The organism is Thiobacillus thioparus DSM 505 (assembly GCF_000373385.1).
Lineage (GTDB): Bacteria > Pseudomonadota > Gammaproteobacteria > Burkholderiales > Thiobacillaceae > Thiobacillus > Thiobacillus thioparus.
Genome location: NZ_KB891316.1, coordinates 408,381 through 434,963, shown reverse-complemented (window position 1 = coordinate 434,963; position 26,583 = coordinate 408,381). Strand labels below are relative to the sequence as shown.

The following is a 26,583-nucleotide window of genomic DNA, read 5'->3' as shown; positions in this document are numbered from 1 at the left end:
CGGCAGACTATTCGAAGAGGTCGTCCACGCCCTGCGGCGGCGTGCGTTCCAGGTCCTGCAGCATCTCGCGGAAATCGTCCGGGTCCTGGAAGCTCTTGTACACCGAGGCGAAGCGGATGTAGGCGATCTTGTCGAGCTTCTTCAGTTCGCTCATTACCAGTTCGCCGACTTCGCGCGCGGGCACTTCGCGCTCGCCCAGCGTCAGCAGGCGCTGACGAATGCGGTCGACCGCGGCGTCGGCCAGTTCGGTGGACACCGGGCGCTTGTGCAGTGCGCGGCGGAAACCCTCGCGCAGCTTGGTTTCGGAAAAGTCTTCACGTGTGCCGTTGGACTTGACGATCTGCGGCGGCCGCAGCTCGGCGGTCTCCCAGGTGGTGAAGCGCTTGTCGCACGCGGCGCAGCGGCGGCGGCGGCGGATCGCATCGCCCGCCTCATTGACGCGGGAGTCGATGACCTGGGTGTCGAGGGAGCCGCAGAAGGGACACTTCATTTTGGTGAGCGGTAAGCAGCGAGCAGTAAGCGGTGGGTAGATAAGTTAGCGGTGAGGTTTTTTCCGCTCACCGCTTCCTGCTTACCGCTCACCCATACACCGGAAACTTCGCCGTCAGCTTCGCCACTTCACCCTTCACCCGTTCGATCACCGCTTCGTCATTCGGCGCTTCCAGCACGTCGGCGATCAGGTTCGCCAGTTGCTCGGCTTCGAGCTCCTTGAAGCCGCGTGTGGTCATCGCCGGGGTGCCGATGCGGATGCCGCTGGTGACGAAAGGCTTCTGCGGGTCGTTGGGGATGGAATTCTTGTTGACCGTGATGTGGGCGCGGCCGAGCAGCGCTTCGGCTTCCTTGCCGGTGAGGTTCTTGGGTTGCAGATCGACCAGGAAGACGTGGCTCTCGGTACGGCCGGAGATGATCCTGAGGCCGCGCTCGACCAGCACTTTGCACATCACCAGCGCGTTGTCGATGACCTGCTCCTGGTAGAGCTTGAATGCCTTGGTCGACGCTTCCTTGAACGCCACCGCCTTGCCGGCGATGACGTGTATCAGCGGACCGCCCTGCAGGCCGGGGAAGATCGCCGAGTTGATCGCCTTCTCGTGCTCGGCCTTCATCAGGATGATGCCGCCGCGCGGGCCGCGCAGGGTCTTGTGGGTGGTCGAGGTGACGACGTCGGCGTGCGGCACCGGGCTGGGGTAGACGCCCGCGGCGATCAGGCCCGCGTAGTGCGCCATGTCGACCATGAAGATCGCGCCGATCTCCTTCGCAATTTTGGCGAAGCGCTCGAAGTCGATGCGCAGCGCATAAGCCGAGGCGCCGGCGATGATCAGCTTCGGTTTGTGTTCGCGCGCCAGCGCTTCCATTTTCGGATAGTCGATCTCTTCCTTCTCGTTGAGGCCGTAGGCCACCACGTTGAACCACTTGCCCGACATGTTCAACGCCATGCCGTGGGTGAGGTGGCCGCCTTCGGCCAGGCTCATGCCCATGATGGTGTCGCCGGGCTTCAAGAAGGCCATGAACACCGCCTGGTTGGCCTGCGAGCCGGAGTTGGGCTGCACGTTGGCGGCTTCGGCGCCGAACAGTGCCTTCACGCGGTCGATCGCCAGCTGCTCGACGATGTCGACGTATTCGCAGCCGCCGTAGTAGCGCTTGCCGGGATAGCCCTCGGCGTACTTGTTGGTGAGCTGCGAGCCCTGCGCCTGCATCACCGCCGGGCTGGTGTAGTTTTCCGACGCGATCAGCTCGATGTGGTCCTGCTGGCGCTGGTCTTCTTTCTGGATCGCGGCCCACAGGTCGGGATCGGTCTTGGCGAGGGTGTCTTGACGGTTGAACATGGATGGCAGTCGGGCAGGGCTTGAAAGAACGCGATTTTAACACGCAGCGGTTTCGCGGCGGCTCGTATAATCGGCCAAAACCGGAGTGGATTCATGCAAAGACGAGACTTTCTGGCGGGTGCCGGCGTGGCCGCCGTGCTGCCGCTGTCCGCCGCACAGGCCGCGCCTGCCGAAGGGACGCAGTTGCCGTCGATTCGCTGGCGGCTGGCGTCGAGCTTCCCCAAGAGCCTGACCATCCTGTATGACACGGCGGAAACCCTGAGCAAACGCGTGGCCGCGCTCACCGGCGGCAAATTCCAGATCCGCGTGTTCGCTGGCGGCGAACTGGTGCCCGGCCTGCAGGTGCTCGACGCGGTCGGCAATGGCACGGTCGAGTGCTGGCACTCGGCCGGCTATTACTACGTCGGCAAGAACATGGCGCTGGCCTTCGACTGCGCGGTGCCGTTCGGCCTCACCGCGCGCCAGCAGAATGCCTGGATGTACGCCGGTGGCGGCCTCTCGGCGATGCGCGCACTTTACGCCAAATACAACGTGGTGCAGTTCCCCGGCGGCAACACCGGCACCCAGATGGGCGGCTGGTTCCGCAAGGAGATCAAGTCGCTGGCCGATCTCAAGGGCCTGAAAATGCGCATCCCCGGCATCGGCGGCCAGATCATGGCGCGGCTCGGCGTGGTCCCGCAAACCCTGCCCGGCAGCGACATCTATCCCGCGCTCGAACGCGGCGCGATTGACGCCGCCGAATGGGTGGGCCCCTACGATGACGAAAAGCTCGGCTTCCACCGGATCGCCAAGCACTATTACTACCCCGGCTGGTGGGAAGGGGAAGCGCAGCTCTCCTTCTACGTCAACCAGGCTGCGTGGCACGCCCTGCCCGAATCGTATCGCCAGGCCTTCGAAGCGGCCAGCGCCGAGGCCAACCAGCTGATGCTCGCGCGATATGACGTCCAGAACCCGCCCGCCCTGCTTCGCCTGGTGGGACAGGGCGTCAAGTTGCACGCCTATCCCAAGGACGTGATGCTCGCCGCCCGCCGCGCCAGCTTCCAGATGTATGAGGAAGAGGCCCGGACCGACCCCGACTTCGCCGCGATCTACCGTGCGTGGAAGCAGTTCCGCGATACCGAGTTCCAGTGGTTCAAGGTTGCGGAAGCGGCGTATGCCAACTTCAATTACTTTGTAAAATGATTCCGGTGCTCACCCCGAGCACCGTTCGCCCTGAGCTTGTCGAAGGGCATGCTCGCCAGAGAGAAAACCGAGGCACCATGAACAAACTCGACCAGCTCATCACCACCTTCGACCTCGGCTTGCGCACCGTCTTCGCCAGCCCCCACGCCGGCCGCCCCTATCCCGGCGCCGGGCCGGAAGCCGACCTGAGCGAGGCGGAAAAAGCCCAGGCCGCCGCGCTCATGCGCGTCAACCATGTCGGCGAAATCTGCGCCCAGGCGCTGTATGCCGGTCAGGCGCTGACCGCCAAGAATGAGGGTGTGCGTGCCGAACTCGAACAGGCGGCGCGCGAGGAGACCGACCACCTCGCCTGGTGCGAGACGCGCATCAACGAACTCGGCGGCCGCAAGAGCCTGTTGAATCCGCTGTGGTTCGGCGGCGCGTTCGGTATGGGTGTCGTCGCCGGACTGCTGGGTGACAAATGGAACCTCGGCTTCCTCGCCGAAACCGAGCGTCAGGTCGAGGCGCATCTCGATGGCCATTTGCAGAAACTGCCGGAAGCCGACGCGAAGAGCCGTGCGGTGGTCGAACAGATGAAAGTCGACGAAGCGCAGCACGCGCAGACCGCGGTCGATCATGGCGGTGCGCCGTTGCCGTTTCCGGTCAAGCAGGCGATGCGCTTTGCTGCCAACGTGATGCGGCAGACGGCGAGTCGGATTTAACATTGGGGGAGGGCGGCTGCTACGAGCATTAACGGCTTGGCTCGGTTAAGGCGCTCGCGTCAGTGCATCGCTTGAAGATGCTGGTTATGTTGCGAGCGAACGAATGGCCGTGAAAAAAAGATAACAGCACGTAATTACGCCAATAACTATCAATGTCCATACAAGCCTAAGCAGCCACGGTTTAGGCTGGGGCTGAAGAAGTACAGTCACAACTTTGGCTGGGCCATCATCTGACTCGACGTGTGTGTTCACGCGCTCCCATGTGTCAGGCGCGAAGTACAGATAATTGACGCTTACCTCCTTCCTAGGCACAAGGGTTGGGAATACCATTTCTTTCCCGCCCCCAGGAAGGTCTCTGATTTCGTACGCAACATCGGGATAGACGTTAACGTTTGGCAGAAAGTTGTGCCCGAGTCGAACATTGGTTGCAGCCTTACGCCCCGTGTTTTTTATGATAACGGAGTGAGTATTGACGATTGCTCCCAGCGTCCCATCTGCTTGCGGTTCCAGCCGGTGCGATGAGATGAACCCCAAGTGAGAGATAAGCTTTGGCCGACTCTCCACGAGATGGTTTATGAAGGCACCAAGAAACAGCGTGACAATTGGCATACCTACCGCCGCAACCAAGTTCCAATCGATGCTCATCTTCCCTGAGTACTCCTAGCAACATAATATTAAATAAACATTTGAATAGGTGTCTATCCAGAAATCCAAAAGGTTTATAGCACGCTCCGTTGCATGGTCGGTCTTGTTCTGGTGAAACTGGGTATTTCATTGCCAATTCGAATAAGCAGAAAAATCCCGCGTGTTAGCATGACATCAAGGTAGCGTTAGACAAGTCGCAACACATCCTTGCGCCGATAGGCGCTGTATCAATCCGTCTTCGTAGTGCTGAACGACACCGCGAATATCGTTTGACGACAACAAGAGTGGCTCACGGCTCACAACCGGAGGTGAACATGCAATACGTGCTCGCGCTCGACCAGGGCACCACGAGTTCCCGCGCGATCGTGTTCGATCATGCAGGCCAGATCAAATCCATCGCGCAAAAAGAGTTCCGGCAGATCTTCCTGCAGCCGGGCTGGGTCGAGCACGACCCCAACGAGATCTGGTCGACGCAGCTTGGCGTCGCCGCCGAGGCGATTACACAGGCCGGCTTGTCGGGGCGCGACATCGTCGCCATCGGCATCACCAACCAGCGCGAGACCACGGTCGTGTGGGACCGGCGCACCGGACAGCCGGTGTACCGTGCCATCGTGTGGCAGGACCGGCGCACCGCGGGCCTGTGCGACGAACTGCGCGCGGCGGGTCACGAAGCGCTGTTCCAGCGCAAGACGGGGCTGGTGCTCGACGCTTACCTCTCGGGCACCAAGCTGCGCTGGATACTCGACAACGTGCCCGATGCGCGGCGCCGCGCCGAGGCGGGTGAACTGGCGTTCGGCACCATCGACAGCTGGCTGTTGTGGAAGCTCAGCGGCGGTACGCTGCATGTCACCGACGCGACCAATGCCTCGCGCACATTGCTGTTCGACATCGCGCAGCAGGCATGGGACGACGAGCTGCTGGCATGCATGCGGGTGCCGCGCGCCATGCTGCCCGAGGTGCGCGACTCCAGCGACGTGTACGGCGACACCGATCTGCTGGGCGCGGGGTGCATCCCCATCGCGGGAATGGCGGGCGACCAGCACGCCGCATTGCTCGGCCAGGCCTGCACGCAGCGCGGCATGGTCAAGAATACCTACGGCACCGGCTGCTTCATGCTGATGAACACCGGCGACACGCCGATTCCCTCGCGCAACCGCCTGATCACCACCACGGCGTGGCGCATCGCGGGCCGCCCGAGTTATGCACTCGAAGGCAGCATCTTCATCGCCGGCGCAGTGGTGCAATGGCTGCGCGACGGGCTGGGCATCATCCGCCACGCCTCCGAGGTGGAAGCACTGGCGGCGAGCGTGCCGGACAATGGCGGGATCTATCTGGTGCCGGCGTTCGTCGGCCTCGGCGCGCCGCACTGGGACCCATACGCGCGCGGGTCCATCCATGGCATCACGCGCGGCACCACGGCCGGCCATCTGGCGCGTGCCGCGCTGGAATCGATTGCCTACCAGGTGAGCGACCTGATCGCCGCGATGCAGGCTGATTCCGGTCTCGCCCTCGGCGAGCTGCGGGTAGACGGCGGCGCCACCGCCAACAATGCGCTCATGCAGTTCCAGGCCGACCTGCTGGGGGTGCCGGTGCTGCGTCCGATGGTCACCGAAACGACGGCGCTGGGGGCGGCCTACCTGGCCGGCCTGGCGGTGGGCTACTGGGGCGGGCTGGACGAGGTCGCCGCGCAATGGCAGGTCGAGCGCGTGTTCGAGCCGGCCATGGGGCGCGATCAGGTCGCCGAGCTGCGCGGAAACTGGGCGCGCGCGGTGGAGCGTTCCAAGGGCTGGGCCGAGCCATGAACCGGGATGAGGCGATCGGGCGTCTCGCGGCGCGGCGCACGCCCTGGGACATGATCGTGATCGGCGGCGGCGCCACCGGCCTCGGCATCGCGCTCGACGCTGCCACGCGCGGCTACGACACGCTGCTGCTGGAACGCGACGATTTTGCCCAGGCCACCTCCAGCCGCAGTACCAAGCTGCTGCACGGCGGCGTGCGCTACCTGCGCCAGGGCAACATCAAGCTGGTCATGGGCGCGCTGCGCGAACGCACCCGTGTGCTGGCCAACGCCCCGCATCTGTCCAGCGAGCAGCCCTTCATCATCCCGGCTTACAAGCGCGGCGAAAGTCTGTACTACGGCTTCGGCCTGGGGCTCTACGAACGCCTGGCCGGGCGCGCCCGCCTGGGGCGCTCGCGGCGGCTCAGCGCGGCCGAGACCCGCCGCGAGCTGCCGACGCTGCGCGCCAGCGGCTTGCGCGGCGGCGTGCTGTATCACGACGGCCAGTTCGACGACGCCCGCCTCGCGGTCTGTCTGGCGCAAAGTGCCTGGGACCACGGCGCCACGCTCGTCAACTATTGCACGGTAGTGGGTTTGCTGCGCACCAGCGGGCCGGGCACGCCGGTGAGCGGCGTGGTGGCGCGCGATCGCGAGACCGGCACGGAGCACGAGATGCCTGCGCGCGTGGTCGTCAACGCGACCGGGGTATTCTGCGATTCGATCCGCCGCATGGCCGAACCCGGAACCGCCGCGTGGGTGGTGCCCAGCCAGGGGGCGCACATCGTGCTGGATCGGCGCTTCCTGCCCGGGCGCAATGCGCTCATGGTGCCGCGCACCGACGACGACCGCGTGCTCTTCATCATTCCCTGGCAGGACCGCCTGCTGGTCGGTACCACCGACGTGCCGGTCGACGATGCAACGGCCGAGCCCCGCGCGCAGCCGGCAGAGATCGATTTCCTGCTCGAACACGCCGGACGCTACCTGCAGGACGTGCCGCAGAGAAAGGACGTGCTGAGCGTGTACGCCGGGTTGCGTCCGCTGGTGCGCGTCGGCAGTGGACACAACACTGCGGCACTGGCACGCGACCACCTGTTGCGCGAGGAATCCGGTCTGGTCAGCATCACCGGCGGCAAGTGGACGACTTATCGCGAGATGGCCGAGCAGGCCGTCGACCTTGCCGCGCGTGTCGCGCAGTTGCCTGACCGTCCCGGCCGGACGGCGGACCTGCTCCTGCACGGTGCTACCCCCGATCCCGCGCCGGCCCCGTTGCGTGCCTATGGTTCGGATGCTGCTGCGATACTGGCGCTGGCGCAGACACGACCGGAGTGGGCGGCTCGTTTGCATCCGAGGCTGCCCTATATCGGTGCCGAAGTGGAATGGGCGGCCCGTCACGAAATGGCGCGCAGCGTGCAGGACGTGCTGGCGCGGCGTACCCGCGCATTGCTGCTCGACGCGCGCGCCAGCATCGAGGCTGCGCCTAATGTGGCGGCCTTGCTGGCCGGCGCACTGGGGCGCGACACTGCCTGGCAGGCGCGTGAAGTGGCGGCGTTTGCGGGGTTCGCCCAGGCTTATCTGGCATGCGAGTCCGGGGTTGCAAGATAACGCTAGGTTTTCCTGCGCAAGCGCCTATGATCGGTCTGTGCTGTGTTGCCGTTGAGGCGGCACGGTTTTCTGAAGACGTTGCAAGGAGCATCATCATGGCAAAAGGCCAGTTACGCGGAAACAAGGAAGCCAAGAAACCCAAGAAACCCAAACAGGTTGTGGTTCCTGTCGGATCGTTCATCACTGCCCCCTCCAAAACAGGCAAGCCCATCAAGGTCCCGCACTGATCGTTGATGGAACCGAAAAACGCCACCGCCCAGGTGGCGTTTTTGCATTGGGGGCATCGGTCGGGCTGGGAGAACAGGTTTTACGGGCAGCCGCAAAAGGTGAAAATAGTGGCCTATGGTGACCGCCACCTTCCGCTTCCATGAGGAACTGAACGACTTCCTGGCGCCGGCGCGGCGCAGGCAGGCGTTCACCGTGCCGTGCGCGGAGGCTGCCACGACCAAGCACATGATCGAGGCGCTGGGCGTGCCGCACACTGAAGTGGAGCTGATCCTGGTGAATGGCGAATCGGTCGGCTTCGGCCGATTGCTGCAGGACGGCGACCGGGTGGAGGCGTATCCGCGCTTCGAGGCGATGGACGTGGCACCCCGTGTGCGGGTGCGCGAGTATCCTTTGCGTACTCCCCGTTTCGTCGCCGATGCGCATCTCGGCGGACTGGCCCGCATGCTGCGCATGCTGGGATTCGACACCTTGTACGACAACCACATCCACGACGACGCCATCGTGGCGATATGCGAGCAGGACGGCCGCATCGTACTGACGCGCGATCGCGAACTGCTGAAGCGCCGCGCGGTGACGCACGGCTGCTACGTGCATGCGCTGAAACCGGAAGCTCAGTTGCAGGAGATTGTCGAACGGCTCGACCTGGCACGCAGCGCGCGGCCATTCGCCCTGTGCCTGCATTGCAATGTGCCGCTGCGTCCGGTCGACAAGGCCAGCGTGGTGGACCGGCTGCCGCCCAGGGTGCGGATGCATTACGATCGTTTCAGCCTCTGCGACATGTGCGGCCGCGTGTACTGGGAAGGATCGCACTGGCTTCATATGCGGCAGATGCTGGATGGCGTGCTGTCGCCATGAAACTTGAGCGGTGCCGTTCGGTCCATCGTGGGATTGGAGGAGGATCTATGAGAAATTTGAAGCTGCAAATCCTTGCATCCCTGCTGGCCGGGCTGGCGCTGACCGGTTGTGACGACGCCCCTTCCGGTTCGTCCGGCGCGGCGGATGCGGAGGCCGCGCCGCTCGATCGCAAGCTGGATACCACCCAGGTGGCGCGCGGCAAGGCAGTCTATGAAAAGCACTGCATGGAATGTCACGGTGTCGGGGGCAAGGGACAGCCGGGCGACTGGCGCGTGCGCGATGCCGAAGGCATGTTCCCGCCGCCGCCACTGGACGACAGCGCGCATGCCTGGCACCACCCCACCGCAGCCCTGCTGGAAGTGATCCGCGACGGCAGCCCGCAGGGACAGGGCAAGATGCCGGCCTGGAAAGGCAAGCTCTCGGAGCAGGACATGCAGGACGTGGTCGCTTATATCAAGTCGCTGTGGTCCGATCCGGTGTACCGTTTATGGTGGAAGATGGAACAGCAATCGCTGGAGCCGTGAAACTTGTTGGCGTTTCTGCCGTCAGCGGAGGACGACAGGTAAAATACCTGCCATTGAAACCCTACCCATCTGGAGCAACCCCATGAGCGAATACGGATTCGAAACCACCATCAGCGGTCCTTTCAACGCAGCCGTCGACAAGGTCACCGCCGCCCTCAAGACCGAAGGCTTCGGCGTGCTCACCGACATCGACGTGCAGGCCACCATGAAGGCCAAGCTCAACGTCGACGGCCGTCCCTACCGCATCCTCGGCGCCTGCAATCCGCCGCTGGCGCACCAGGCCATCACCGCAGAACCCGACGTCGGCATGCTGCTGCCCTGCAACGTCGTCGTGCGCGAGGAAGAAGACGGCAAGGTGACCGTGTCTTTCCTCGACCCCGGCATCATGGTGAAGCTGGTGAGCAACACCGCTGTGCACAATGTCGCGACTGAAGCGCGTGCGCGCCTGATGCGGGTGAAGGACAGCCTGGCCGCCTGAACGGTTTGAGGGCCAGAAAAAAGCCCGCAACTGCGGGCTTTTTTGTTTCCGCGAACGGGCCCATGAAAGCTTGAGGCTCACGGTATTACCCGTAAGGGAAACCCTGAACAAGTGCCGATCCCGAACCTGCGGTCCGGCGAACGAGCGGTTCCACCAGTGGACACGAGGTTTGCGTGCGCATCATCGCCCGCCTTCCTCGCAGATTGCTCTTTTTCGGAGCAAACCGCCAAATCGCAGGCGGATTCATCCCATCGCCAGTAACGCCCGTCTCGCCTGATGCAAGTTGCCCAGCGCAAACAACGTGACGAGTTGCTCAGTGCTCTTCGCCAGTCTGCGATAGCAAAGCTCCGTATAGCCGAACTGCCGCTTCAGAATCCGGAACGGATGCTCGCCTATCGCACGCAGCCTGGCAATCGCATGGTTGAGTCCGCGCGTCCAGGCATTCGCGACTTGCTAGGCTTGGCCTTGCGGGCTACTCGGTCCTCGATCAGGTTCTCTTCAAGTCGCGCATGGATCTGTGGATAGCCTGACCCCGGTCGGCACTGAGACGTTCCTCGTCGCCATGCAGTAAATCGCCGAACTGCGGCATGTCGGATGTCTTGGCGGTGCTGATGACGGTATGCCCCAGCCCGCTTCGATCGTCGACGCCGATGTACGCTTTCATGCCGACATGTCATTGGTTGTCCTTCTTCGTGTGGTTCATCTCGGGATCGCGCTGGCCATCCCGGCTCTTGGTCGACGGCGGGGCAGTAATGAGGGCGTCGTGCAGGGTTTTTCCCATGGTGGCGTCGGAGTAGAACCACTGCTGCATAAAGTGGATGCGCAGTATGGTCGACAGCTCGTAGAGACGCCAGTCATTGCCGGCCTTGGGTAAACGGGTTCGATGACTGTCTGCAGCCTTGACCACGGCACGACGGCTTCCATCTCCAACAGAAACTTCCCGCGCCGCTCTGTTTGGATTTCTTCGCAAAGTCGGTGGCGGCAAGGCTTGGCTGCTTCATCGGTAACACGCGTAGATGATGAAGTCAGAACTCTAAAACGTAGGGAACTTGTTCAGGGATTCCCTAGGGATAAAAAGGTTGGTCCATAGTCATTCGCTATATAAATTATTGACATTAAGTCTTTGAAAACCGTAATCGAATAATTGATGATTGGCGATTGACGCAAACAATCACTTCATTGCCAGCGTCTGCCGGTTTGGAAGCGTTGCGGGGATGTAACGATGGGGCACTTCTCATTGCTTGCGTTTTTCCCCAACGCGTTTCCATATTCATAAATTACCGGATGCGGGGACGCATACTGGAAATAGGGAGAGCGATCCATGTATTACCATTTGAAACGCGCCACAATTGCGTCAGCAATTCTGTTCACATTCAATACCTACGCCAGCGATACAGTATTGCCGACGATCGAGGTCGATGGCGACCGCGAACAACCCAACCTGGACCTCAATGCACCATCGTCCACCGGTAGTCGCCTCAAGCTAAGCACGCGTGATACACCAGCCAGCGTGGAAAGTGTTGACGAGGAAACCATGCGCGAACGCGGCGATTTCAGTGTGCGCGATGCCATCACCCGGACCACCGGCCTCACGGACATTGCCACGCAAGGCGATGGCGGTGTTGCCTATTCGGCGCGTGGCTTTACCGGTAACAACTCGGTCGCCGTTTTGCTTGATGGTCGCCAAATGATGGTCGGTGCCGGCACCGTGACCGATCCATCTAACACCTGGGGTTATGGGCGCATCGAAGTATTGCGTGGGCCGGGCTCCATTCTCTATGGCACCGGCGCGACCGGTGCCACCATCAATGCCATCCGCAAGGCGCCGCTCGCCGAATCGACGGGGGAGGCGCTGATCGGCATTGGTGAGGGCAATACCTACCGCGTCGGTTTGGGCGGTACCGGTGCGCTTGGGTCAGCCGGTGCTTTTCGTATCGACGCTTATACGGAGGGCAGCGATGGTTTCATCGATCGTGGCGATTCGAAAGCCAACAAACTCATGACCAGTTTTCGCCTTGATCCGCGCAGCGATCTGCGCATCGAAGTGCAGCTGGACCATGCCGACCAGAACCCTACTCGATACTGGGGTATGCCGCTAATCAATGGCGCTATCGACGACTCGATCCGCAGACGCAACTACAATGTCGGAGATGCCAAGATCAGATACGTCGATGACCGCTTGCTCGGCCGTGTTACTTGGGAAGCCGCGTCAAATCTGACAGTGCGCGACGAAGTGACCTATTTCACCGCAAAGCGACACTGGCGCGACGCCGAAGAGTACGCGTATAACTCACTGACCAATCAGGTCGACCGAGCCAGCTTCGGCGAAATCCGCCATTGGCAACAACAGGTCGCGAACCGTCTTGAGGCCGCCTATAAGACCAAGGGCAATCGCTTCGTCGCCGGTTGGGAAATTTCAGAGTTTGATTTTCACCACTACAGCAACGGTTTTGGCGGCAGTGATTCGGTGCCGTTGCAAAATTTCGACTCGGGCAGTTTTGCCCCCCAAGGGATCCCCGCCATACCGAATTTCAGTTCGCATACGCGCGGCCTGGCGTTCTACGCCGAAGATGCCTACGATATGACCGAACGCCTGCTGCTGCTCGCGGGAGTGCGTTACGACAATTACGATTACACGCGTATTACCTCCAGCACCGGCGCCAGTTTCGATACCGACCTCGACAGCACCGCGGTGCGCCTCGGCCTTACCTACCGGTTGACGCCGAACACTTCGATCTATGCGCAGGCCAGCACGGGTAGCGACCCAATCGGCAGTCTGCTTTCGATCAGCTTGGCAAACAGTCGTTTTGAGCTGACGAAAGGCAGGCAAGTCGAAGCTGGACTCAAACAGAGCTTCGCGGGTGGTCGCGGCGAATGGACGACGGCGTTCTATCACATCAAGAAGGACGACATTATCACCCGAGATCCGAACAATCTGGCGCTGTCGATTCAAGGGGGCAGCCAATCATCGAAGGGCGCGGAATTCTCCACCAGCTTCGTTGTCGGCAAGGGCTGGCGTATCGATGGCAACGTCGCCTTGTTGGATGCGCAATTCGACGAATTGACCGATGGCACGGGAACTTCGTTCGCGGGCAAGCGACCGCCGAATGTCGCCAACCAGGTTGCCAACCTGTGGCTGAACTACGATAAGCGCGCGTGGCAAAGCGGCATCGGCGCACGCTATGTCGGCAAGAGCTATGCCGACAATGGCAATACGCAGGCGCTGCCCGCCTACACGGTAGTGGACGCGAGTGTGGCATGGCATAAGGGTCGAAACACCACGTTCCGCGCTATCGTGCGCAACCTTGGTGATCGCGTATATGCGACCACGGCCTATACCTCTACGCAAGTTAGTCTTGGCGATCCGCGTCATGTGGAATTGACGGCCGAGTTCAAATTCTAAAGTATGTCCCTGCGGCGCATCTTGTATCTGACGCATCGGTGGCTAGGCATCGCCATTGGCGCCATGGTGCTGCTATGGTTTGTTTCCGGCGTTGTGATGATGTACGTGGCGTATCCGCATCTCGACGATGCGGAACGCCGTGCCGCACTCATGCCGCTGGCGGCAGAGCAGATCAAGGTCGATGCTGCAACCGCATGGCAGGCTGTGGGAGAACCCGGCGCGCCGGACTCGGTGCGTCTGGTCAACTTCGCATCTCTCAACGCTGCTCGCCCCGGCTATCTGTTCATGAAGACAGACCGTCCCTTTGTAGTTTGGGCCGACAACGGAAAACTGCGTTCCGAGGTCGTCGCTGCAGAAGCTATGCATGCCGCGCAGGCAATGCGCGGCGGAGCAGTCAAGGCAATCAACAAGATCGATATCGATCAATGGAGCCTGGGTGGTCTCGATGCCCATCGGCCGCTGTATCGCATTGAACTGAACGATGCCATTGGCAGCATAGTGTACGTATCGTCGCGTACCGGCGAAGTCGTGCGCGATACCGGTCGGTCCGAGCGTGCATGGAACTGGCTTGGTTCGGTGATCCACTGGATTTATTTCACGCCTTTGCGCATGCTGCGCGAACCCTGGCGACAAGTCGTAATGTGGACTTCAGGTATCGCCTTCGCGCTGGCACTGACAGGCGCCAGTGTCGGCTGGCTTCGTATTCGTTGGCGGAAACGCTATTCACGCAATCGCGTCACACCGTATCGCGGCTGGCAGCGTTGGCACCATTTCCTTGGCCTCGGCGCGGCGTTGTTCTCGCTGACATGGCTGTTCAGCGGTTGGCTTTCCGTCAATCCTTTCCACCTGTTTGACCGTGGCGGTATTACACACGCGGACCGCATGGCCATTTCCGGTGGCGAGCTGGGAAGAACAGAATTGTCACTGGCGCCAGCAACGTTGTTAGCGCGACAGTCTAAACCGATTGTCGAGATCGAATGGCTGAGATTTTCCGGCCAAGGCTATTTGCGCCTGTATCGGCAAGGCAGCGAACGAAGCATCCTCGTGTCGGCGGCTGACTTTTCGTCGACGACATTTTCTCGAGAACGGTTGCTTGCCGCAGCGAAACGGCTTCGCCCCAATCTCCCTGTCATTGGCAGTACATGGATATCCGAAGGCGATTTTTATTACTACCGTCATCACGACGACGATCCCGTGCTTCCGGTTTTGCGAGTCGATTTCGACGATACGGACGACACCAGTTTTTATCTTGACCCGGCCAGTGGCCGCATCGCCGGTTATGCGGACAACAATAGCCGTCTTTATCGCTGGCTGTTCAATGGCTTGCACCGGCTCGATTTTCCTTTCCTGACTCGGCATCGTCCGGTGTGGGATATTGTGGCGATTGCACTATGCCTCTTCGGCGCGATGTTGTCGTTCAGCGGTGTTGTACTGGGCTGGCGACGCATACGAAAGTAATCTGTTTTGGCTTCTTGGCAATCGAGGGATGGCTGGTTCCGAAGTCAAGGCCCAAGCGGATAACTGCAATTATTGGATACAACCAACCAGCAGCTTATTTTCTGACCCGGGAAGCCAACCTGGACGGGTTAGTCGTTTTCCGATACCCACAAGACTGAAGATTTGTAAGACTCGGGGGATGTGAAAAGACTGAGAACCGGATTTCCCATTAACACATCGAACGCCGATCACCGTCACCCCCATGGCAGCGCCGGCGTGCAGAAGCTCGAGCTCAATGCAGGGAAGAAATGGGCAACCGACGCGCCGCTGCGCCAGGCCATGAGCGATTTAACCAGGCGATGGCCAAGGCTGTGCCGTTGATCCGCAAGAATCAATTCGACAATGCTGCGTACCCGGCGCTGGCGGCGACGATCAAGCAGAAGGTGGCCTATGCGGTCGAGCACTGCAAGCTGGAGCCGAAAGCCGACGCCACGCTCCACCTTGTGCTCGCAGACCTGGTGGCCGGTGCCGAGGTGATGGAAGGGAAAACCGCGAGTCCTCGCCACGACGGTGCGGTCGGGGTCCTGCAGGCGCTGAACGCTTATGGGCGCTATTTCCAGCATCCCGGTTGGCAAGCGCTCCGGGACTGAAAATCAAGACACCTGGCCTGAGCGGCCGCCCGGTCGACGACACGCTGACCTAGGAATCCAGCTCCTTCAGCACTTCCTGTACCAGCACCCACGGCGCCACCACCACTGCCCAGAACATCGGCTGGCGTGCGTGCCAGTCCTCGGCGTCGCTGAGCTCGGCGCGGGCGATGCGGCCTTCTGTCAGCCATGCCTGCACGGTCGCGGCATTGTTCTCGGCGACGTGCAGGGCGGCGTCGACCAGATCCATGCTGGGGGCGACCTTGATGACATCGCCGCGCGCGAAGTGGCGTTCGAGTTCGGGCCAGGCGAGCTGGGCGGTTTCGAGGTTGAGCTTGGCGCGGAGGATGTCGCTGGGGGTCATGGCGAGATGCAGGTTACAAGGTGCAAGTTACAAGTGGAAACGCTAGCGGGATTTGCCGCCGCCGCGGCGCTGACTGAGAGGGTGCTTGGGCACTTGCGGCATACGATCTTCCCCGGGCTTTAGCCCGCTGGAAGTCGGAGTCCCCTTGCGGGGCGGACGGCCGCGGCTGGCGGAGGCGGGCTTGCCCGATGTCGGTTTGATGGCGCCGGATTTATTCGTGCCCGCTTTGGCTGGCGCGGGTTTGGCCGCATGGGGCTTGGGTGAACCGGGTTTGCCGGATGCCGGCTTGGCGCGGCCGCCTTCGGCGCGCGGGGTGCGCGTGCCTTCCGGCTGCTTGCCGGTGCCGGCGGGCTGGTAAAGCGGAATGAGGTGTTTCTTGCTGTTTCCGATGAGGTCTTCGCGGCCCATTTCCTTCAGGGCTTCGCGCAGCAGCGGCCAGTTGTCCGCGTCGTGGTAGCGCAGAAAGGCCTTGTGCAGGCGCCGCGTGCGGCCCTGTTTGACGACAGACACCGTCTCGGCCTTGCCGCCGAGCACTTTCTTCAGCGGGTTCCTCTCGGTGTGGTACATCGCGGTCGCCAGCGCCATCGGGGTCGGCAGGAAGGTCTGCACCTGGTCGAGGCGGAAGTCGTGTTTCTTCAGCCATAAGGCCAAATTGAGCATGTCCTCGTCGGTGGTGCCGGGATGGGCGGCGATGAAATAGGGGATCAGGTACTGCTTCTTGCCGACTGCCTTCGAGGCCGCCTCGAACATCTCCTTGAAGCGGTCGTAGGCGCCCATGCCGGGCTTCATCATTTTCGACAGCGGGCCGGCCTCGGTGTGCTCGGGCGCGATCTTCAGATAGCCGCCGACGTGATGCTGCACCAGTTCCTTGACGTATTCGGGCGAGCGCACCGCGAGGTCGTAGCGCAGGCCCGAACTGATGAGGATCTTCTTGATGCCGGGCAGCGCACGCGCGCGGCGGTACATGTGGATCAGCGGCGTGTGGTCGGTGTTGAGGTTGTCGCAGATGTCGGGGAACACGCACGACAGCTTGCGGCAGGCGTGCTCGATCTTCTTCGACTTGCACGCCATGCGGTACATGTTGGCGGTCGGCCCGCCGAGGTCGGATATGACGCCCGTAAACCCTGGCGTCTTGTCGCGGATCGCCTCGATTTCCTTGATGACCGAATCCTCGGAGCGGCTCTGGATGATGCGGCCCTCGTGCTCGGTGATCGAGCAGAAGGTGCAGCCGCCGAAGCAGCCGCGCATGATGTTGACCGAGAAGCGGATCATCTCCCACGCGGGGATCTTGGCGTCGCCGTAACTCGGGTGCGGCGCGCGCGCGTAGGGCAGGTCGTACACCGCGTCCATCTCCGATGTGGAAAGCGGGATTGGCGGCGGGTTGAGCCAGACGTCGCGCTCGCCGTGCGCCTGCCGCATGGCGCGCGCATTGCCGGGGTTGGATTCGAGGTGGAACACGCGCGAGGCATGGGCGTACAGCACCGGGTTGTTCTTCACCTGGTCGTAATCGGGCAGGCGGATCACGGTGCGCGCGCGCACTTCCTGCTTCGCCGCGAGCCGCTCGGCCTTGGGGACGATGCGCACCGGCGCCGTACCTTCAGGCGTCTGCGCGGTGGGCCCGGTGGGCGTCATCGCGTAGGGGTCGACGTGGGCGTCGATGGCGCCGGGGGTGTCGAGCTCGGTCGAGAGCACCTCGATCCAGTTTGAGTCGCCTTCGATCCCCGCCTCCGGCGTGGGCGGCTTCCAGTCGTGCGCCACCATGAAGCCGGTGCCGCGCACGTCGCGGATGTCGCCGATCTTTTCGCCCTTGGCGAGGCGGTGGGTGACGTCGAGCAGCGCGCGTTCGGCGTTGCCGAAGATCAAAAGATCCGCCTTCGAATCCGGCAGCACCGAGCGGCGCACGGTGTCCGACCAGTAGTCGTAGTGCGCGATGCGGCGCAGGCTGGCCTCGATCGAGCCGATGATCACCGGGGTGCCGGGATACGCCTCGCGGCAGCGCTGGGCATACACGGTCACGGCGCGGTCGGGGCGCTTGTTGGGCTCGGCGTTGGCCGTGTAGGCGTCGTCGGAGCGGATCTTGCGGTCGGAGGTGTAGCGGTTGACCATCGAGTCCATGTTGCCCGCCGTGACGCCGAAATACAGCGTCGGCTGACCCAGCGCACGGAAGGCGTCGGCCGAGTGCCAGTCGGGCTGGCTGATGATGCCGACGCGGTAGCCCTGCGCCTCCAGCAGCCGCCCGACCAGCGCCATGCCGAAGCTGGGATGGTCGATGTAGGCGTCGCCGGTGACGAGAATCACGTCGCACGCATCCCAGCCGAGCGCGGCCATCTCGGCGCGCGACATCGGCAGGAAGGGGGCGGTGCCGAAGCGGGCCGCCCAGTGCTTGCGGTGGGAGAACAGGGCGTGGGTCATGGCGTGTTTATCCGCGAAATAGGCGGATAAGAAAGATTCAGTTGACGCCCAGCAGTTCCACTTCGAACACCAGGGTGGCGTTCGGCGGAATCACGCCGCCGGCCCCGCGCGAGCCGTAGGCCAGTTCCGGCGGAATGGTGAGCTTGCGCTTGCCGCCCACTTGCATGCCGGCCACGCCCTGGTCCCAGCCGGGGATGACCTGGCCCATGCCGAGCTTGAATTCGAACGGATCGTTGCGGTCGACGCTGGAGTCGAATTTCTGGCCGTTGGTGAGCCAGCCGGTGTAGTGCACCGACACGTACTGGCCGGCGCTGGCGGTGTCGCCGCTGCCGGCGACGATGTCTTCGATGATGAGTTCGCTCATGATTCAGTCCTGGAATGTGAGGTTGCGAGGGACGCACAGGCGACAGCGCTGCGCGAAGCCGCTCATTTTCTCACGTTTCCGGGTCAGCGCCACTCGGCAGGCAGGAAGCCCGTGTCTGGATCGACATTCAGGGGGACTTCCCTGACGCTGCTGGCGTCCGGCGGCGCATCGCGCAATACGACCTGCGGAAAGCCCAGTACCACGACGACCATGACGAGCTGGATCAGGAGGAAAGGAATCGCGCCCCAGTAGATGTCGGCCGTGCGGACCGCTTTGGGGGCGACGCTCTTCAGGTAGAACAGGGCGAAGCCGAAGGGCGGGTGCATGAAGGCAGTCTGCATGTTGACCGCGAGCATGACGCCGAACCAGATCGGGTCGATGCCAAGCTTGTAGGCGATGGGGCCGACCAACGGCACCACGATGAAGGCGATCTCGAAGAAATCGAGAAAAAACGCCAGCACGAAGACCAGCAGGTTGACCGTGACGAGGAAGCCGAGCACGCCGCCAGGCAGTCGGCTGAAGAGGTGCTCGACCCAGACGTCGCCGTCGAGCCCGCGGAACACCAGGGTGAAGATGGTCGAGCCGATGAGGATGAAGATGACGAAAGTGGTGAGCTTGGTCGTGCTGTCCATCGCCTGCGTCAGCTGCAGGCGGGAGAGCCGCCCGCGTGCCAGCGCCAGCAGCAGTGCGCCGGCCGCGCCCATGGCGCCGCCCTCGGTAGGGGTGGCGACGCCGAGGAAGATGGTGCCAAGCACCAGGAAGATCAGCACCAGCGGTGGCACCAGTGTGGTGAGCACGCGCAGCATGAGGGCCATGCCGTGCAGGGTGCGCGCGCTGGCCGGCATGGCGGGGGCGGCGTGCGGTCTCACCAGCGTCACGCCCAGAACGTAAAGTAGATACAGGCCGACCAGCGCCATGCCAGGCAGCAGGGCGCCCTTGTACATGGCGCCGACCGGGGCGCCGAGCTGGTCGGCCAGGACGATCAGGACCAAGGAGGGCGGAATGATCTGTGCCAGCGTGCCCGAGGCGGCGATGACGCCGGCGGCCAGCCGCTTGTCGTAGTCGTAGCGCAGCATCACCGGCATCGAGATCAGGCCCATCGCGATCACCGACGCGGCGACGACGCCAGTGGTGGCCGCGAGCAGCGCGCCGACCAGGATCACCGCGTAGGCGAGGCCGCCGCGCAAGGATCCGAACAGCTGGCCGATGGTGTCGAGCAGGTCCTCGGCCATGCCGGAGCGTTCGAGAACCAGGCCCATGAAGGCGAAGAAAGGGATGGCCAGGAGCGTGGGGTTGGCGACGATGCCGTAGACGCGCTCGGGTAGCGCCTGCAGCAGCGAGACGTCGAACAGTCCGGCAGCAATGCCGACGCCGGCGAACAGTAGGCCGTTGGCCGCGAGCGCGAACGCCACCGGATAGCCCAGCAGCAGGAAGGCCACCAGGCCGAGGAACATCAGCGGTGCCATATCGCCCACGACCGCACCGTCCATCAGACTTCTTCCTCCGGAGCCTCGTGGGGCAACACGAGATGGCCCGAGAGCACGCCGATGCGCTTGATGATCTCGGCGATTCCCTGCAGCGCGAGCAGGGCGAATCCGGCGGGCAACAACAGCTTGACCGGCCAGCGCACCAAGCCGCCGGCGTCGGGCGACATTTCGTGCGTGACCCAGGCCTCATGGGCCATCGGCCACGCCAGCCACATGAGCAGCAGTGCCATCGGCAACAGGAACAGCAGTCCGCCGACGAGGTCGATCCAGGCCTGTCCGCGCGGTCCCAGGCGATTGTAGAAAATGTCGATGCGCACATGGCCGTTGTGCTTCAGCGTGTAGCCCGCGGCCAGCAGGAACATCGCGCCGAACAGGTACCACTGGATTTCCAGCCAGGCGTTCGAGCTTTCGCCAAGCAGATAACGGGCGAGTGCGTTGCCGGCCGAAATCAGCGTGGCGACGAGCACCAGCCAGATGACAAGGCGGCCGACTCGTTCGGTCAATGCGTCGATCAGGCAGGCCAGGGCGAGCAGGGGCTTCACAACGCGCCGGCTTCCTTGAGGAATTCATCCAGTCGTTGGGCGACTACGCGGTAGCCGGCGGCGTTGGCGTGGATGGGGTCGGACTTGAGGCGGGCGTCCTTCAGCACCTCGTTGAACGCGTCCTGTTCCAGCGGCAGCTTCATGTCCTTGGCGACGCGGGCGTAGAAATGCGGCGCGCCGCCGAACAGCCTGGGTTCGGGCACGCCGATCAGCACGACCTCGGCACCGCTGGCGCGGATGGTCTGCACCAGCAGGCGCAGGTTGTTCTCGGTCGTGGCGGCAGGCTGCTGGTGCAGCATGTCGTTGCCGCCCAGGCACAGCAGCACCAGGCGCGGCTTGTGCTCGGCCAGCACGGCGGGCAGGCGCTGCAGCCCGGTGGCCGTGGTGTCGCCGGGCACGCCGGCGTTGATGACCGTGTGGCCGGTCAGCGACGCCAGCACGGCAGGATAGGCTGTCTCCTCGCTGGCACCGGTACCGTGGGTCAGGCTGTCGCCGAAGGCGAGGATGACGTCGTGCGGGCTGAGCCTGGGCAGCGTGGGCGCGCGGCCGCACGAGGCGAGAAGGAGAACGGCGAACAGCGCCAGGACATAGCGCCGGGTTGCCAACATTTAGTTGCCGGCCACCGTCATGTGGTCGATCAGGATGGAGCCGACCTGCTTGGAACTGCGTCGCTCGATGTCCTTGCCGATGGCGACGATGCCCTTGAACATCGCGGCCAGGTTGCCGGCGATGGTGATTTCCTCGACCGGATACTGGATCTCGCCGTTTTCCACCCAGAAGCCGGCGGCGCCGCGCGAGTAGTCGCCGGTGACCATGTTGGCGCCGTGGCCGAGCAGTTCGGTGACCATCAGCCCCGTGCCCATCTGCTTGAGCAGGCCGTCGAGGTCGTGCTCGCCTGGCGTGACGATCAGGTTGTGGCTGCCGCCGGCGTTGCCGGTGGTTTTCATGCCGAGTTTCTTCGCCGAGTAGGTCGACAGGAAATAGCCCTGCAGCACGCCGTCCCTGACGACGTCGCGGTCGAGACAGGCGACGCCTTCGCTGTCGAAGGGCGCGCTGCCAAGGCCGCCAGGAATAAGGGGCTGCTCGCGGATGTTCACCAGCGGGGCGAATACCGGCTGCCCCAGGCTGTCGAGCAGGAACGACGACTTGCGGTACAGGCTGCCACCCGACACGGCGGCGACGAAGTTGCCGATCAGGCCGGTGGCGATCGGCGCCTCGAACAGCACCGGACAGGTGCGGGTGTCGAGCTTGCGGCCGTTGAGCCGGCGCACGGTGCGGGTGCCGGCGATGCGGCCGACGGTTTCGGCGGAGTCCAGGTCGTTTGCATTGCGGGCACTGGTGTACCAGTAATCGCGCTGCATGCCGCCCTTGTCCTCGCCGATCACGGCGACCGACATGCCGTGGCGCGAACCGGCATAACCATTGCAGAAGCCGAGGCTGTTCGCGTAGATGAACTGCGAGGTGTGCAGGCTGACACCGGCGCCTTCGGAGTTGGTCAGCCGCTTGTCCACCGCCAGTGCCGCCGCTTCGCAGGCCTGGGCACGCTCGGCGGCCTCTTCCACGGTAAGCGCCCACGGGTGGTAGAGGTCGAGGTCGGGCATGTCCTTCGCCAGCCGGTCGGCGTCGGGCAGGCCGGCTGCTTCGTCCTCTGCGGTGTAGCGGGCGATGGTCAGCGCTTTTTCCACCGCGCTTTTCAGCGCGGCTTCCGACAGGTCCGAAGTCGAGGCATGGCCGCGCCGCTGGCCGATATAGACGGTGACGCCGGCGCCCTTGTCCTTGTTGTATTCGATGGTTTCGATTTCACCCTGGCGTACGCTGACGCTCTGGCCGACGCCCTCGGAGATTTCGGTGTCGGCGGCAGTGGCGCCCTGCTTGGCAGCATGCTCGATGACGATCCGGGAGAGGGCCATGAGCTGGTCGCGGGTATAGCTGAATTGGGAGCGGGACATGTCGGGCTATAAAAGGGAAGTGGGACGCAAGTCGGGTCGGCTGTTGTATTGATTCGGCACGTTTTGTCTGGGCAGAAACTACAATGGCGATAATAACAGTAACCGAAAGTCTCACCGTGCGCCTGATCGACCCTGATGCCGAGCTGGAATTCGACCCTGACGACGTCTACGACGGTCCCAGCAAAAGCCAACAAAAACGCGAAGTCGAAGCCCTGCAAGCGCTGGGCGAAATCCTGGTCAAGCTCCCCGATGCCCAGTTCAAGCGCATCGAATTGCCGGAAGACCTGCGCGTCGCCGTCGCCGACTGCCGCAAGATCACCCAGAACGGCGCGCTGCGCCGGCAGAAGCAATATATCGGCAAGCTGATGCGGTCGGTCGACCCGGCGCCGATCCAGGCGCAGATCGACGCCTTCAACGGCGTGTCCGCGGCGGAAAACGCCAAGCTGCACCAAGCCGAGAAGTGGCGCGAGAAGCTCATTGCCGACAACGAGGCGCTGACGCTGTTTCTCAACAACCATCCGGATACCGATGCCACGCATCTGCGGCAGCTGATCCGCAATGCGCGCGACGAGGCCGCGCACAACAAGCCGCCCAAGGCCTTCCGGGAAATCTTCCGGGTGATCCGCGAGGCCATGCAAACGAAATAAGCCAGGGGAGGCAGCATGTGGGGACGCATCGTCAAAATCGCCTTGAGCCTGCCGTTCCTGATCGTGGCCGGGCTGTTCGGGCTGTATCTGATCTTCGGGTTCTTCCTGATCGACCCGCTGGCGCAGAAGCTGCTGCCCTGGATCGGCGAGAACAAGCTCGCCAGCCAACTGAGCGTACGCCACGTCAAGTTCAATCCTCTCACGCTGGAAGCCACGGTGGACGACCTCAAGCTGGCCGAGCAGAACGGCGCGCCGCTGGCGAGTTTCGAGCGGCTGTATGTCAACCTCGATACCACCGGGCTGTTCCGCTGGGCCTGGCGCATCCGGGATATCGAGCTCGATCAGCCTCACGCCACCGTCGAGGTGCGCCCCGGCGGTACGCTGAACTGGGCGGCACTGATCGCCAAGCTCAATGAAGACAAGACACCGCCGTCCGATACGATCGCGCGGGTACTGATCGACCACATCCGGATCGACGATGGCCACATCGTCTATACCGACGCGAACCGTGCAGGCAAGCCGTTCAACGCCGTATTGGAGCCCCTTGGCATCGAACTCGACGGGCTTTCGACCCTGCCCGAGGATCGCGGAGATTACCTGATCGCCGCCAAATTGCCGGCGCAGGGCGGTACCCTCAAATGGAAAGGCGACGTCGGCCTGAACCCTGTCGCGTCAAGCGGCGAACTGGGCTTGGAGGGCGTGCAGCTGGCCAAACTGCTGCGGGTGATCAAGGGTCCGCGCAATTTCGAACTGCCCTCCGGCACCTTGGCGGCCGGTCTGCGCTACCGCTTTGCCCTGGTGCGCGACAAGGCGGGCGAAGACGTGCCCTGGGTGCGGATCAACGGCGCCAACCTGATCGTGCAGAACCTGGCGCTGGCGCCGCGCGACGGCGGCGAGCCAGTGCTGCAGCTGGCCGAGGCGCGGGTCGGCAACGCGAATTTCGATCTGGCCACGCGTACGCTCGATGTCGCGAGCGTGAATCTCACCGGCGCCAAACTGGCTGCGACGCGGGACGTCAAGGGGATGCTGGACTGGCAAACACTGTTCGGTGCAGAACAAGGGGCGGCCCCGCCCCAACCAGCCTCTCCCAAGACAGCCGAACCGATGGTGTCCTGGAAAATCGGCGTGCGCGAAATCAAACTGGCCGACTGGACGTCGCGTTTCACTGATCAGGGTTTTGCCACGCCGCTGGTCGTGACGGCCGAGGGCTTCGGCCTGACCGCGGCGCTGACAGGCGAAGTGGGCGCCAGGACCGCCATCGACGTCGGTCCGGTGAACGCCGCGCTGGGCCCGGTCCGGGTGCAGTCGGGGTCGCAGCAGGTGGCGGAGTTGCGGCACGCGGCGCTGGTCAACGCGGGCATGAAACTGGCGGAAAATCGCATCGACATCGAGGCGCTGGAGCTGAATGGCGCCAAGGCCACCGTCACGCTGGATAAGAAAAAAAACCTCAACTGGGCCGATATTCTAAAAAAAGCGCCCGGCGCACCTGCCGCTACCCCGGCCAGGCCAGGCACTGCAAACGTTTCGCCCGTGGTCGTGCAACTCGCGCGCCTCAGCCTGGCCGATCTCGAAGTTGACATCGTCGACCAGTTGCCCGCTGCGCCGGTCAAGCTCGATGTTGCCAAGGGTTTCGTCACCCTGAAAGATCTCAGCCTGGACCTGGACAAGGCAGTGCCGCTGGAGGCCGGTTTTGCGCTTAAGCAGGGTGGCCGTTTCGATGCCAGCGGCACGGTCGTCCCGGGCCGGGCGTCGGGTCAACTGGACGTCAAGCTCACGGCGCTGTCGCTGAAACCCTTCGCGCCCTACGTCAACCAGTTCGCCCGACTCAATCTGCGTTCGGGCACGGCATCGACGCACGGCAAACTGGCGTTTGCGCAGACGAAGCGGGGCGTGAAGCTGGATTTCCGCGGCGGATTTGCGGTGGACGATCTGGCCATCACGGAAGAAGACACTGGGGATGCCTTCCTCGGCTGGAAGAAACTGTCGTCTGGCAGCCTCGATTTCAGGCTCGGCCCCAATCGGCTGCACATGAACGAACTGGTGGCGCTGAACCCGTTCGGCAAGGTGATCATTTTCGAGGACAAGACGATCAACCTGCAGCGCATCCTGCGGTCGTCGGACAAGCCACCTGTCGTCGCAACCGGCAAGCCAGCGCCGTCCGCGCAGCCGGCGGCTGCATTCCCGCTGGCCATCGAGCGCCTGCGCATCGTCGGCGCCAATGCGGAGTTCGCGGATCTCTCGCTGACGCCGCAGTTCGGCACCCGCATGCACGATCTCGGCGGTGTCGTGACCGGTCTCTCGACCGACCCGGCTACCACCGCGCAGGTCGAACTCGACGGCAAGGTGGACGACTACGGGTCGGCCCGTGTGCGCGGCTCGATCCAGCCGTTCCGGGCGACCGACTTCACCGATCTCACGCTGGCTTTCCGCAACCTAGAAATGACGCGGCTGACTCCGTATTCGGGCAAGTTCGCTGGCCGCCGCATCGATTCCGGCAGGCTCTCGGTCGATCTCGAATACAAGATCAAGGATCGCCAACTGGCCGGCGAGAACAAGTTCGTCGTCAACAAGCTCAAGCTGGGCGAACGCGTCGACAGCCCCGATGCGCTGCATCTGCCGCTCGATCTCGCCATCGCCTTGCTGGAAGACAGCAACGGCGTCATCGATCTCGACCTGCCGGTGTCGGGCAGCCTCGACGACCCGCAGTTCAGCTACGGCAAGATCATCTGGAAGGCTATCGTCAATGTGTTGACCAAGCTTGTCACGGCCCCTTTCCGTGCACTCGGCAAGCTCATGGGGATCAGTGCCGAGAAGATGGAGGCCGTCAACTTCGACCCCGGCAGCAGCGCGCTCATGCCGCCCGAGCAGGAGAAGCTCAAGACGTTGGCCGAAGCCCTGGCCAAGCGCCCCGCGCTGACGCTCAGCCTGGCGCCCGGCTACGATCCCGAGGCCGACCGGCGTGCCCTGCAGGAACAGGAGATGCGCATGGAAGCCGTTGCTGTCGCGGGCATCAAGCTTGCCCCGGGCGAGGCGCCCGGCCCGGTCGACGTCAACAACTACAAGATCCAGACCTGGCTGGAAGACCGCTACGCGGCAAGCGCCGGCAAGGAGGACTACCAGAAACTGCGTACCAGTTTCCGGGACAAGAATGCGGGTGCCGCCGCGCGGGTGTTGGAAAGCGAAATGGTCGAGCGCCTTGCGCGCCGCTTCAAGACCCGCGACACGGGTCCCATTTCCGCTTTCCACGCCGAACTGCTGGAACGGCTGACCAGGCAGGCGAAGATCGCCGACGAAGCCCTGCTCAAACTTGCGCAGGCGCGCGGCCAAGTCATGCACGATGCGCTGGTCAAGCTGGGACTCGACGCCAGCCGCGTGAGCGTATCCGAACCCATCAAGCAAACCGCCAAGGAGAAACTGGTGGGGAGCAAGCTGAATCTGGGCGCTGACGCAAAGCCCAAGGCCGAAGCTGCACCTGTCGCCATGCCCGCCGCCGCCCCGCCTTGATTCCGATTCAAG

General features: G+C 63.2%; 22 protein-coding genes and 1 pseudogene. 13 read left to right on the top strand and 10 right to left on the bottom strand.

Features of this window, described 5'->3' with window-relative positions; translation table 11 throughout:
- Window positions 1–7: 7 nt before the first annotated feature.
- Window positions 8–490 carry a transcriptional regulator NrdR gene (gene nrdR / locus B058_RS0102245; RefSeq protein WP_018506841.1) on the bottom strand — a complete coding sequence of 161 codons (483 nt, stop codon included), beginning with the start codon at window positions 488–490 and terminating at the stop codon, window positions 8–10.
- 88 nt (window positions 491–578) lie between these two features.
- Complete coding sequence (glyA, locus tag B058_RS0102240; protein ID WP_018506840.1) at window positions 579–1,823, bottom strand: serine hydroxymethyltransferase; 1,245 nt, start codon at window positions 1,821–1,823, stop codon at window positions 579–581.
- A gap of 93 nt (window positions 1,824–1,916) precedes the next feature.
- On the opposite strand from glyA, the gene B058_RS0102235 reads away from it, so the two are divergent.
- The 8 genes from B058_RS0102235 (at window position 1,917) to B058_RS0102195 (ending at window position 9,815) form a co-directional block, all read left to right on the top strand.
- On the top strand, window positions 1,917–3,005 hold the full coding sequence (locus tag B058_RS0102235) for a TRAP transporter substrate-binding protein (protein WP_018506839.1): 1,089 nt from the start codon (window positions 1,917–1,919) through the stop codon (window positions 3,003–3,005).
- Window positions 3,006–3,082: 77 nt separating this feature from the next.
- Entirely contained in the window at window positions 3,083–3,706 is a 624-nt protein-coding gene (gene coq7 / locus B058_RS0102230; protein WP_018506838.1) for a 2-polyprenyl-3-methyl-6-methoxy-1,4-benzoquinone monooxygenase, read from the top strand.
- 959 nt (window positions 3,707–4,665) lie between these two features.
- Entirely contained in the window at window positions 4,666–6,153 is a 1,488-nt protein-coding gene (gene glpK, locus B058_RS0102220; RefSeq protein WP_018506836.1) for a glycerol kinase GlpK, read from the top strand.
- Window positions 6,150–7,730: a glycerol-3-phosphate dehydrogenase/oxidase gene (locus B058_RS0102215; RefSeq protein ID WP_018506835.1), complete on the top strand. Its 1,581-nt coding sequence runs from the start codon at window positions 6,150–6,152 to the stop codon at window positions 7,728–7,730. The genes glpK and B058_RS0102215 overlap by 4 nt, the downstream gene beginning before the upstream one ends.
- A gap of 95 nt (window positions 7,731–7,825) precedes the next feature.
- Window positions 7,826–7,957 carry a hypothetical protein gene (locus B058_RS18390; protein WP_018506834.1) on the top strand — a complete coding sequence of 44 codons (132 nt, stop codon included), beginning with the start codon at window positions 7,826–7,828 and terminating at the stop codon, window positions 7,955–7,957.
- Between the two features lie 115 nt (window positions 7,958–8,072).
- On the top strand, window positions 8,073–8,813 hold the full coding sequence (locus tag B058_RS0102205) for a Mut7-C RNAse domain-containing protein (RefSeq protein WP_018506833.1): 741 nt from the start codon (window positions 8,073–8,075) through the stop codon (window positions 8,811–8,813).
- A gap of 47 nt (window positions 8,814–8,860) precedes the next feature.
- Entirely contained in the window at window positions 8,861–9,337 is a 477-nt protein-coding gene (locus B058_RS0102200) for a c-type cytochrome (RefSeq protein WP_018506832.1), read from the top strand.
- A gap of 82 nt (window positions 9,338–9,419) precedes the next feature.
- The gene (locus B058_RS0102195; protein WP_018506831.1) at window positions 9,420–9,815 is read left to right on the top strand and encodes a DUF302 domain-containing protein; all 396 of its coding nucleotides are present in this window, start codon (window positions 9,420–9,422) and stop codon (window positions 9,813–9,815) included.
- Window positions 9,816–10,058: 243 nt separating this feature from the next.
- On the opposite strand, the pseudogene B058_RS18440 reads toward B058_RS0102195, so the two are convergent.
- Window positions 10,059–10,816, bottom strand: a pseudogene (locus B058_RS18440) (transposase).
- A gap of 320 nt (window positions 10,817–11,136) precedes the next feature.
- On the opposite strand from B058_RS18440, the gene B058_RS0102180 reads away from it, so the two are divergent.
- From B058_RS0102180 to B058_RS17385, 3 genes are all read left to right on the top strand, one after another.
- Complete coding sequence (locus B058_RS0102180; RefSeq protein ID WP_018506829.1) at window positions 11,137–13,218, top strand: TonB-dependent receptor; 2,082 nt, start codon at window positions 11,137–11,139, stop codon at window positions 13,216–13,218.
- Window positions 13,219–13,221: 3 nt separating this feature from the next.
- Window positions 13,222–14,676, top strand: a complete 1,455-nt coding sequence (locus tag B058_RS0102175) for a PepSY domain-containing protein (RefSeq protein WP_018506828.1) — start codon at window positions 13,222–13,224, stop codon at window positions 14,674–14,676.
- Between the two features lie 287 nt (window positions 14,677–14,963).
- A complete protein-coding gene (locus B058_RS17385; protein WP_211208600.1) occupies window positions 14,964–15,305 on the top strand; it encodes a hypothetical protein in 342 nt (113 codons plus the stop codon).
- 49 nt (window positions 15,306–15,354) lie between these two features.
- Here the strand turns inward: B058_RS17385 and B058_RS0102165 are convergent, their stop codons facing one another.
- The 7 genes from B058_RS0102165 to pmbA all read right to left on the bottom strand — a co-directional run bounded on the left by B058_RS0102165 (window position 15,355) and on the right by pmbA (window position 22,420).
- Window positions 15,355–15,666 (bottom strand): DUF2288 domain-containing protein, encoded by a 312-nt coding sequence (locus B058_RS0102165; protein ID WP_018506826.1) that lies wholly within the window; start codon window positions 15,664–15,666, stop codon window positions 15,355–15,357.
- Window positions 15,667–15,708: 42 nt separating this feature from the next.
- Window positions 15,709–18,078, bottom strand: a complete 2,370-nt coding sequence (locus B058_RS0102160) for a YgiQ family radical SAM protein (protein ID WP_018506825.1) — start codon at window positions 18,076–18,078, stop codon at window positions 15,709–15,711.
- A 37-nt stretch (window positions 18,079–18,115) separates the two neighbouring features.
- Window positions 18,116–18,442 (bottom strand): FKBP-type peptidyl-prolyl cis-trans isomerase, encoded by a 327-nt coding sequence (locus B058_RS0102155; RefSeq protein ID WP_018506824.1) that lies wholly within the window; start codon window positions 18,440–18,442, stop codon window positions 18,116–18,118.
- Window positions 18,443–18,525: 83 nt separating this feature from the next.
- Complete coding sequence (locus B058_RS0102150) at window positions 18,526–19,932, bottom strand: TRAP transporter large permease (protein WP_018506823.1); 1,407 nt, start codon at window positions 19,930–19,932, stop codon at window positions 18,526–18,528.
- Window positions 19,932–20,471, bottom strand: a complete 540-nt coding sequence (locus B058_RS0102145) for a TRAP transporter small permease subunit (protein WP_018506822.1) — start codon at window positions 20,469–20,471, stop codon at window positions 19,932–19,934. Before B058_RS0102145 ends, B058_RS0102150 begins: the two co-directional genes overlap by 1 nt.
- Window positions 20,468–21,079: an arylesterase gene (locus tag B058_RS0102140; protein WP_018506821.1), complete on the bottom strand. Its 612-nt coding sequence runs from the start codon at window positions 21,077–21,079 to the stop codon at window positions 20,468–20,470. Before B058_RS0102140 ends, B058_RS0102145 begins: the two co-directional genes overlap by 4 nt.
- Window positions 21,080–22,420, bottom strand: coding sequence for a metalloprotease PmbA (gene pmbA / locus B058_RS0102135; RefSeq protein WP_018506820.1), 1,341 nt, complete (start codon window positions 22,418–22,420; stop codon window positions 21,080–21,082).
- A gap of 116 nt (window positions 22,421–22,536) precedes the next feature.
- On the opposite strand from pmbA, the gene yjgA reads away from it, so the two are divergent.
- Both yjgA and B058_RS0102125 read left to right on the top strand, forming a co-directional pair.
- Window positions 22,537–23,067, top strand: a complete 531-nt coding sequence (gene yjgA, locus B058_RS0102130) for a ribosome biogenesis factor YjgA (protein ID WP_018506819.1) — start codon at window positions 22,537–22,539, stop codon at window positions 23,065–23,067.
- A gap of 15 nt (window positions 23,068–23,082) precedes the next feature.
- Complete coding sequence (locus tag B058_RS0102125) at window positions 23,083–26,571, top strand: DUF748 domain-containing protein (protein WP_018506818.1); 3,489 nt, start codon at window positions 23,083–23,085, stop codon at window positions 26,569–26,571.
- Window positions 26,572–26,583: the final 12 nt, after the last annotated feature.

Coding starts and splice junctions, on each gene's coding strand:
- nrdR (WP_018506841.1), bottom strand. CDS start 490: ATGAAGTGTCCCTTCTGCGGCTCCCTCGACACCCAGGTCATCGACTCC.
- glyA (WP_018506840.1), bottom strand. CDS start 1,823: ATGTTCAACCGTCAAGACACCCTCGCCAAGACCGATCCCGACCTGTGG.
- B058_RS0102235 (WP_018506839.1), top strand. CDS start 1,917: ATGCAAAGACGAGACTTTCTGGCGGGTGCCGGCGTGGCCGCCGTGCTG.
- coq7 (WP_018506838.1), top strand. CDS start 3,083: ATGAACAAACTCGACCAGCTCATCACCACCTTCGACCTCGGCTTGCGC.
- glpK (WP_018506836.1), top strand. CDS start 4,666: ATGCAATACGTGCTCGCGCTCGACCAGGGCACCACGAGTTCCCGCGCG.
- B058_RS0102215 (WP_018506835.1), top strand. CDS start 6,150: ATGAACCGGGATGAGGCGATCGGGCGTCTCGCGGCGCGGCGCACGCCC.
- B058_RS18390 (WP_018506834.1), top strand. CDS start 7,826: ATGGCAAAAGGCCAGTTACGCGGAAACAAGGAAGCCAAGAAACCCAAG.
- B058_RS0102205 (WP_018506833.1), top strand. CDS start 8,073: ATGGTGACCGCCACCTTCCGCTTCCATGAGGAACTGAACGACTTCCTG.
- B058_RS0102200 (WP_018506832.1), top strand. CDS start 8,861: ATGAGAAATTTGAAGCTGCAAATCCTTGCATCCCTGCTGGCCGGGCTG.
- B058_RS0102195 (WP_018506831.1), top strand. CDS start 9,420: ATGAGCGAATACGGATTCGAAACCACCATCAGCGGTCCTTTCAACGCA.
- B058_RS0102180 (WP_018506829.1), top strand. CDS start 11,137: ATGTATTACCATTTGAAACGCGCCACAATTGCGTCAGCAATTCTGTTC.
- B058_RS0102175 (WP_018506828.1), top strand. CDS start 13,222: ATGTCCCTGCGGCGCATCTTGTATCTGACGCATCGGTGGCTAGGCATC.
- B058_RS17385 (WP_211208600.1), top strand. CDS start 14,964: ATGGGCAACCGACGCGCCGCTGCGCCAGGCCATGAGCGATTTAACCAG.
- B058_RS0102165 (WP_018506826.1), bottom strand. CDS start 15,666: ATGACCCCCAGCGACATCCTCCGCGCCAAGCTCAACCTCGAAACCGCC.
- B058_RS0102160 (WP_018506825.1), bottom strand. CDS start 18,078: ATGACCCACGCCCTGTTCTCCCACCGCAAGCACTGGGCGGCCCGCTTC.
- B058_RS0102155 (WP_018506824.1), bottom strand. CDS start 18,442: ATGAGCGAACTCATCATCGAAGACATCGTCGCCGGCAGCGGCGACACC.
- B058_RS0102150 (WP_018506823.1), bottom strand. CDS start 19,932: ATGGACGGTGCGGTCGTGGGCGATATGGCACCGCTGATGTTCCTCGGC.
- B058_RS0102140 (WP_018506821.1), bottom strand. CDS start 21,079: ATGTTGGCAACCCGGCGCTATGTCCTGGCGCTGTTCGCCGTTCTCCTT.
- pmbA (WP_018506820.1), bottom strand. CDS start 22,420: ATGTCCCGCTCCCAATTCAGCTATACCCGCGACCAGCTCATGGCCCTC.
- B058_RS0102125 (WP_018506818.1), top strand. CDS start 23,083: ATGTGGGGACGCATCGTCAAAATCGCCTTGAGCCTGCCGTTCCTGATC.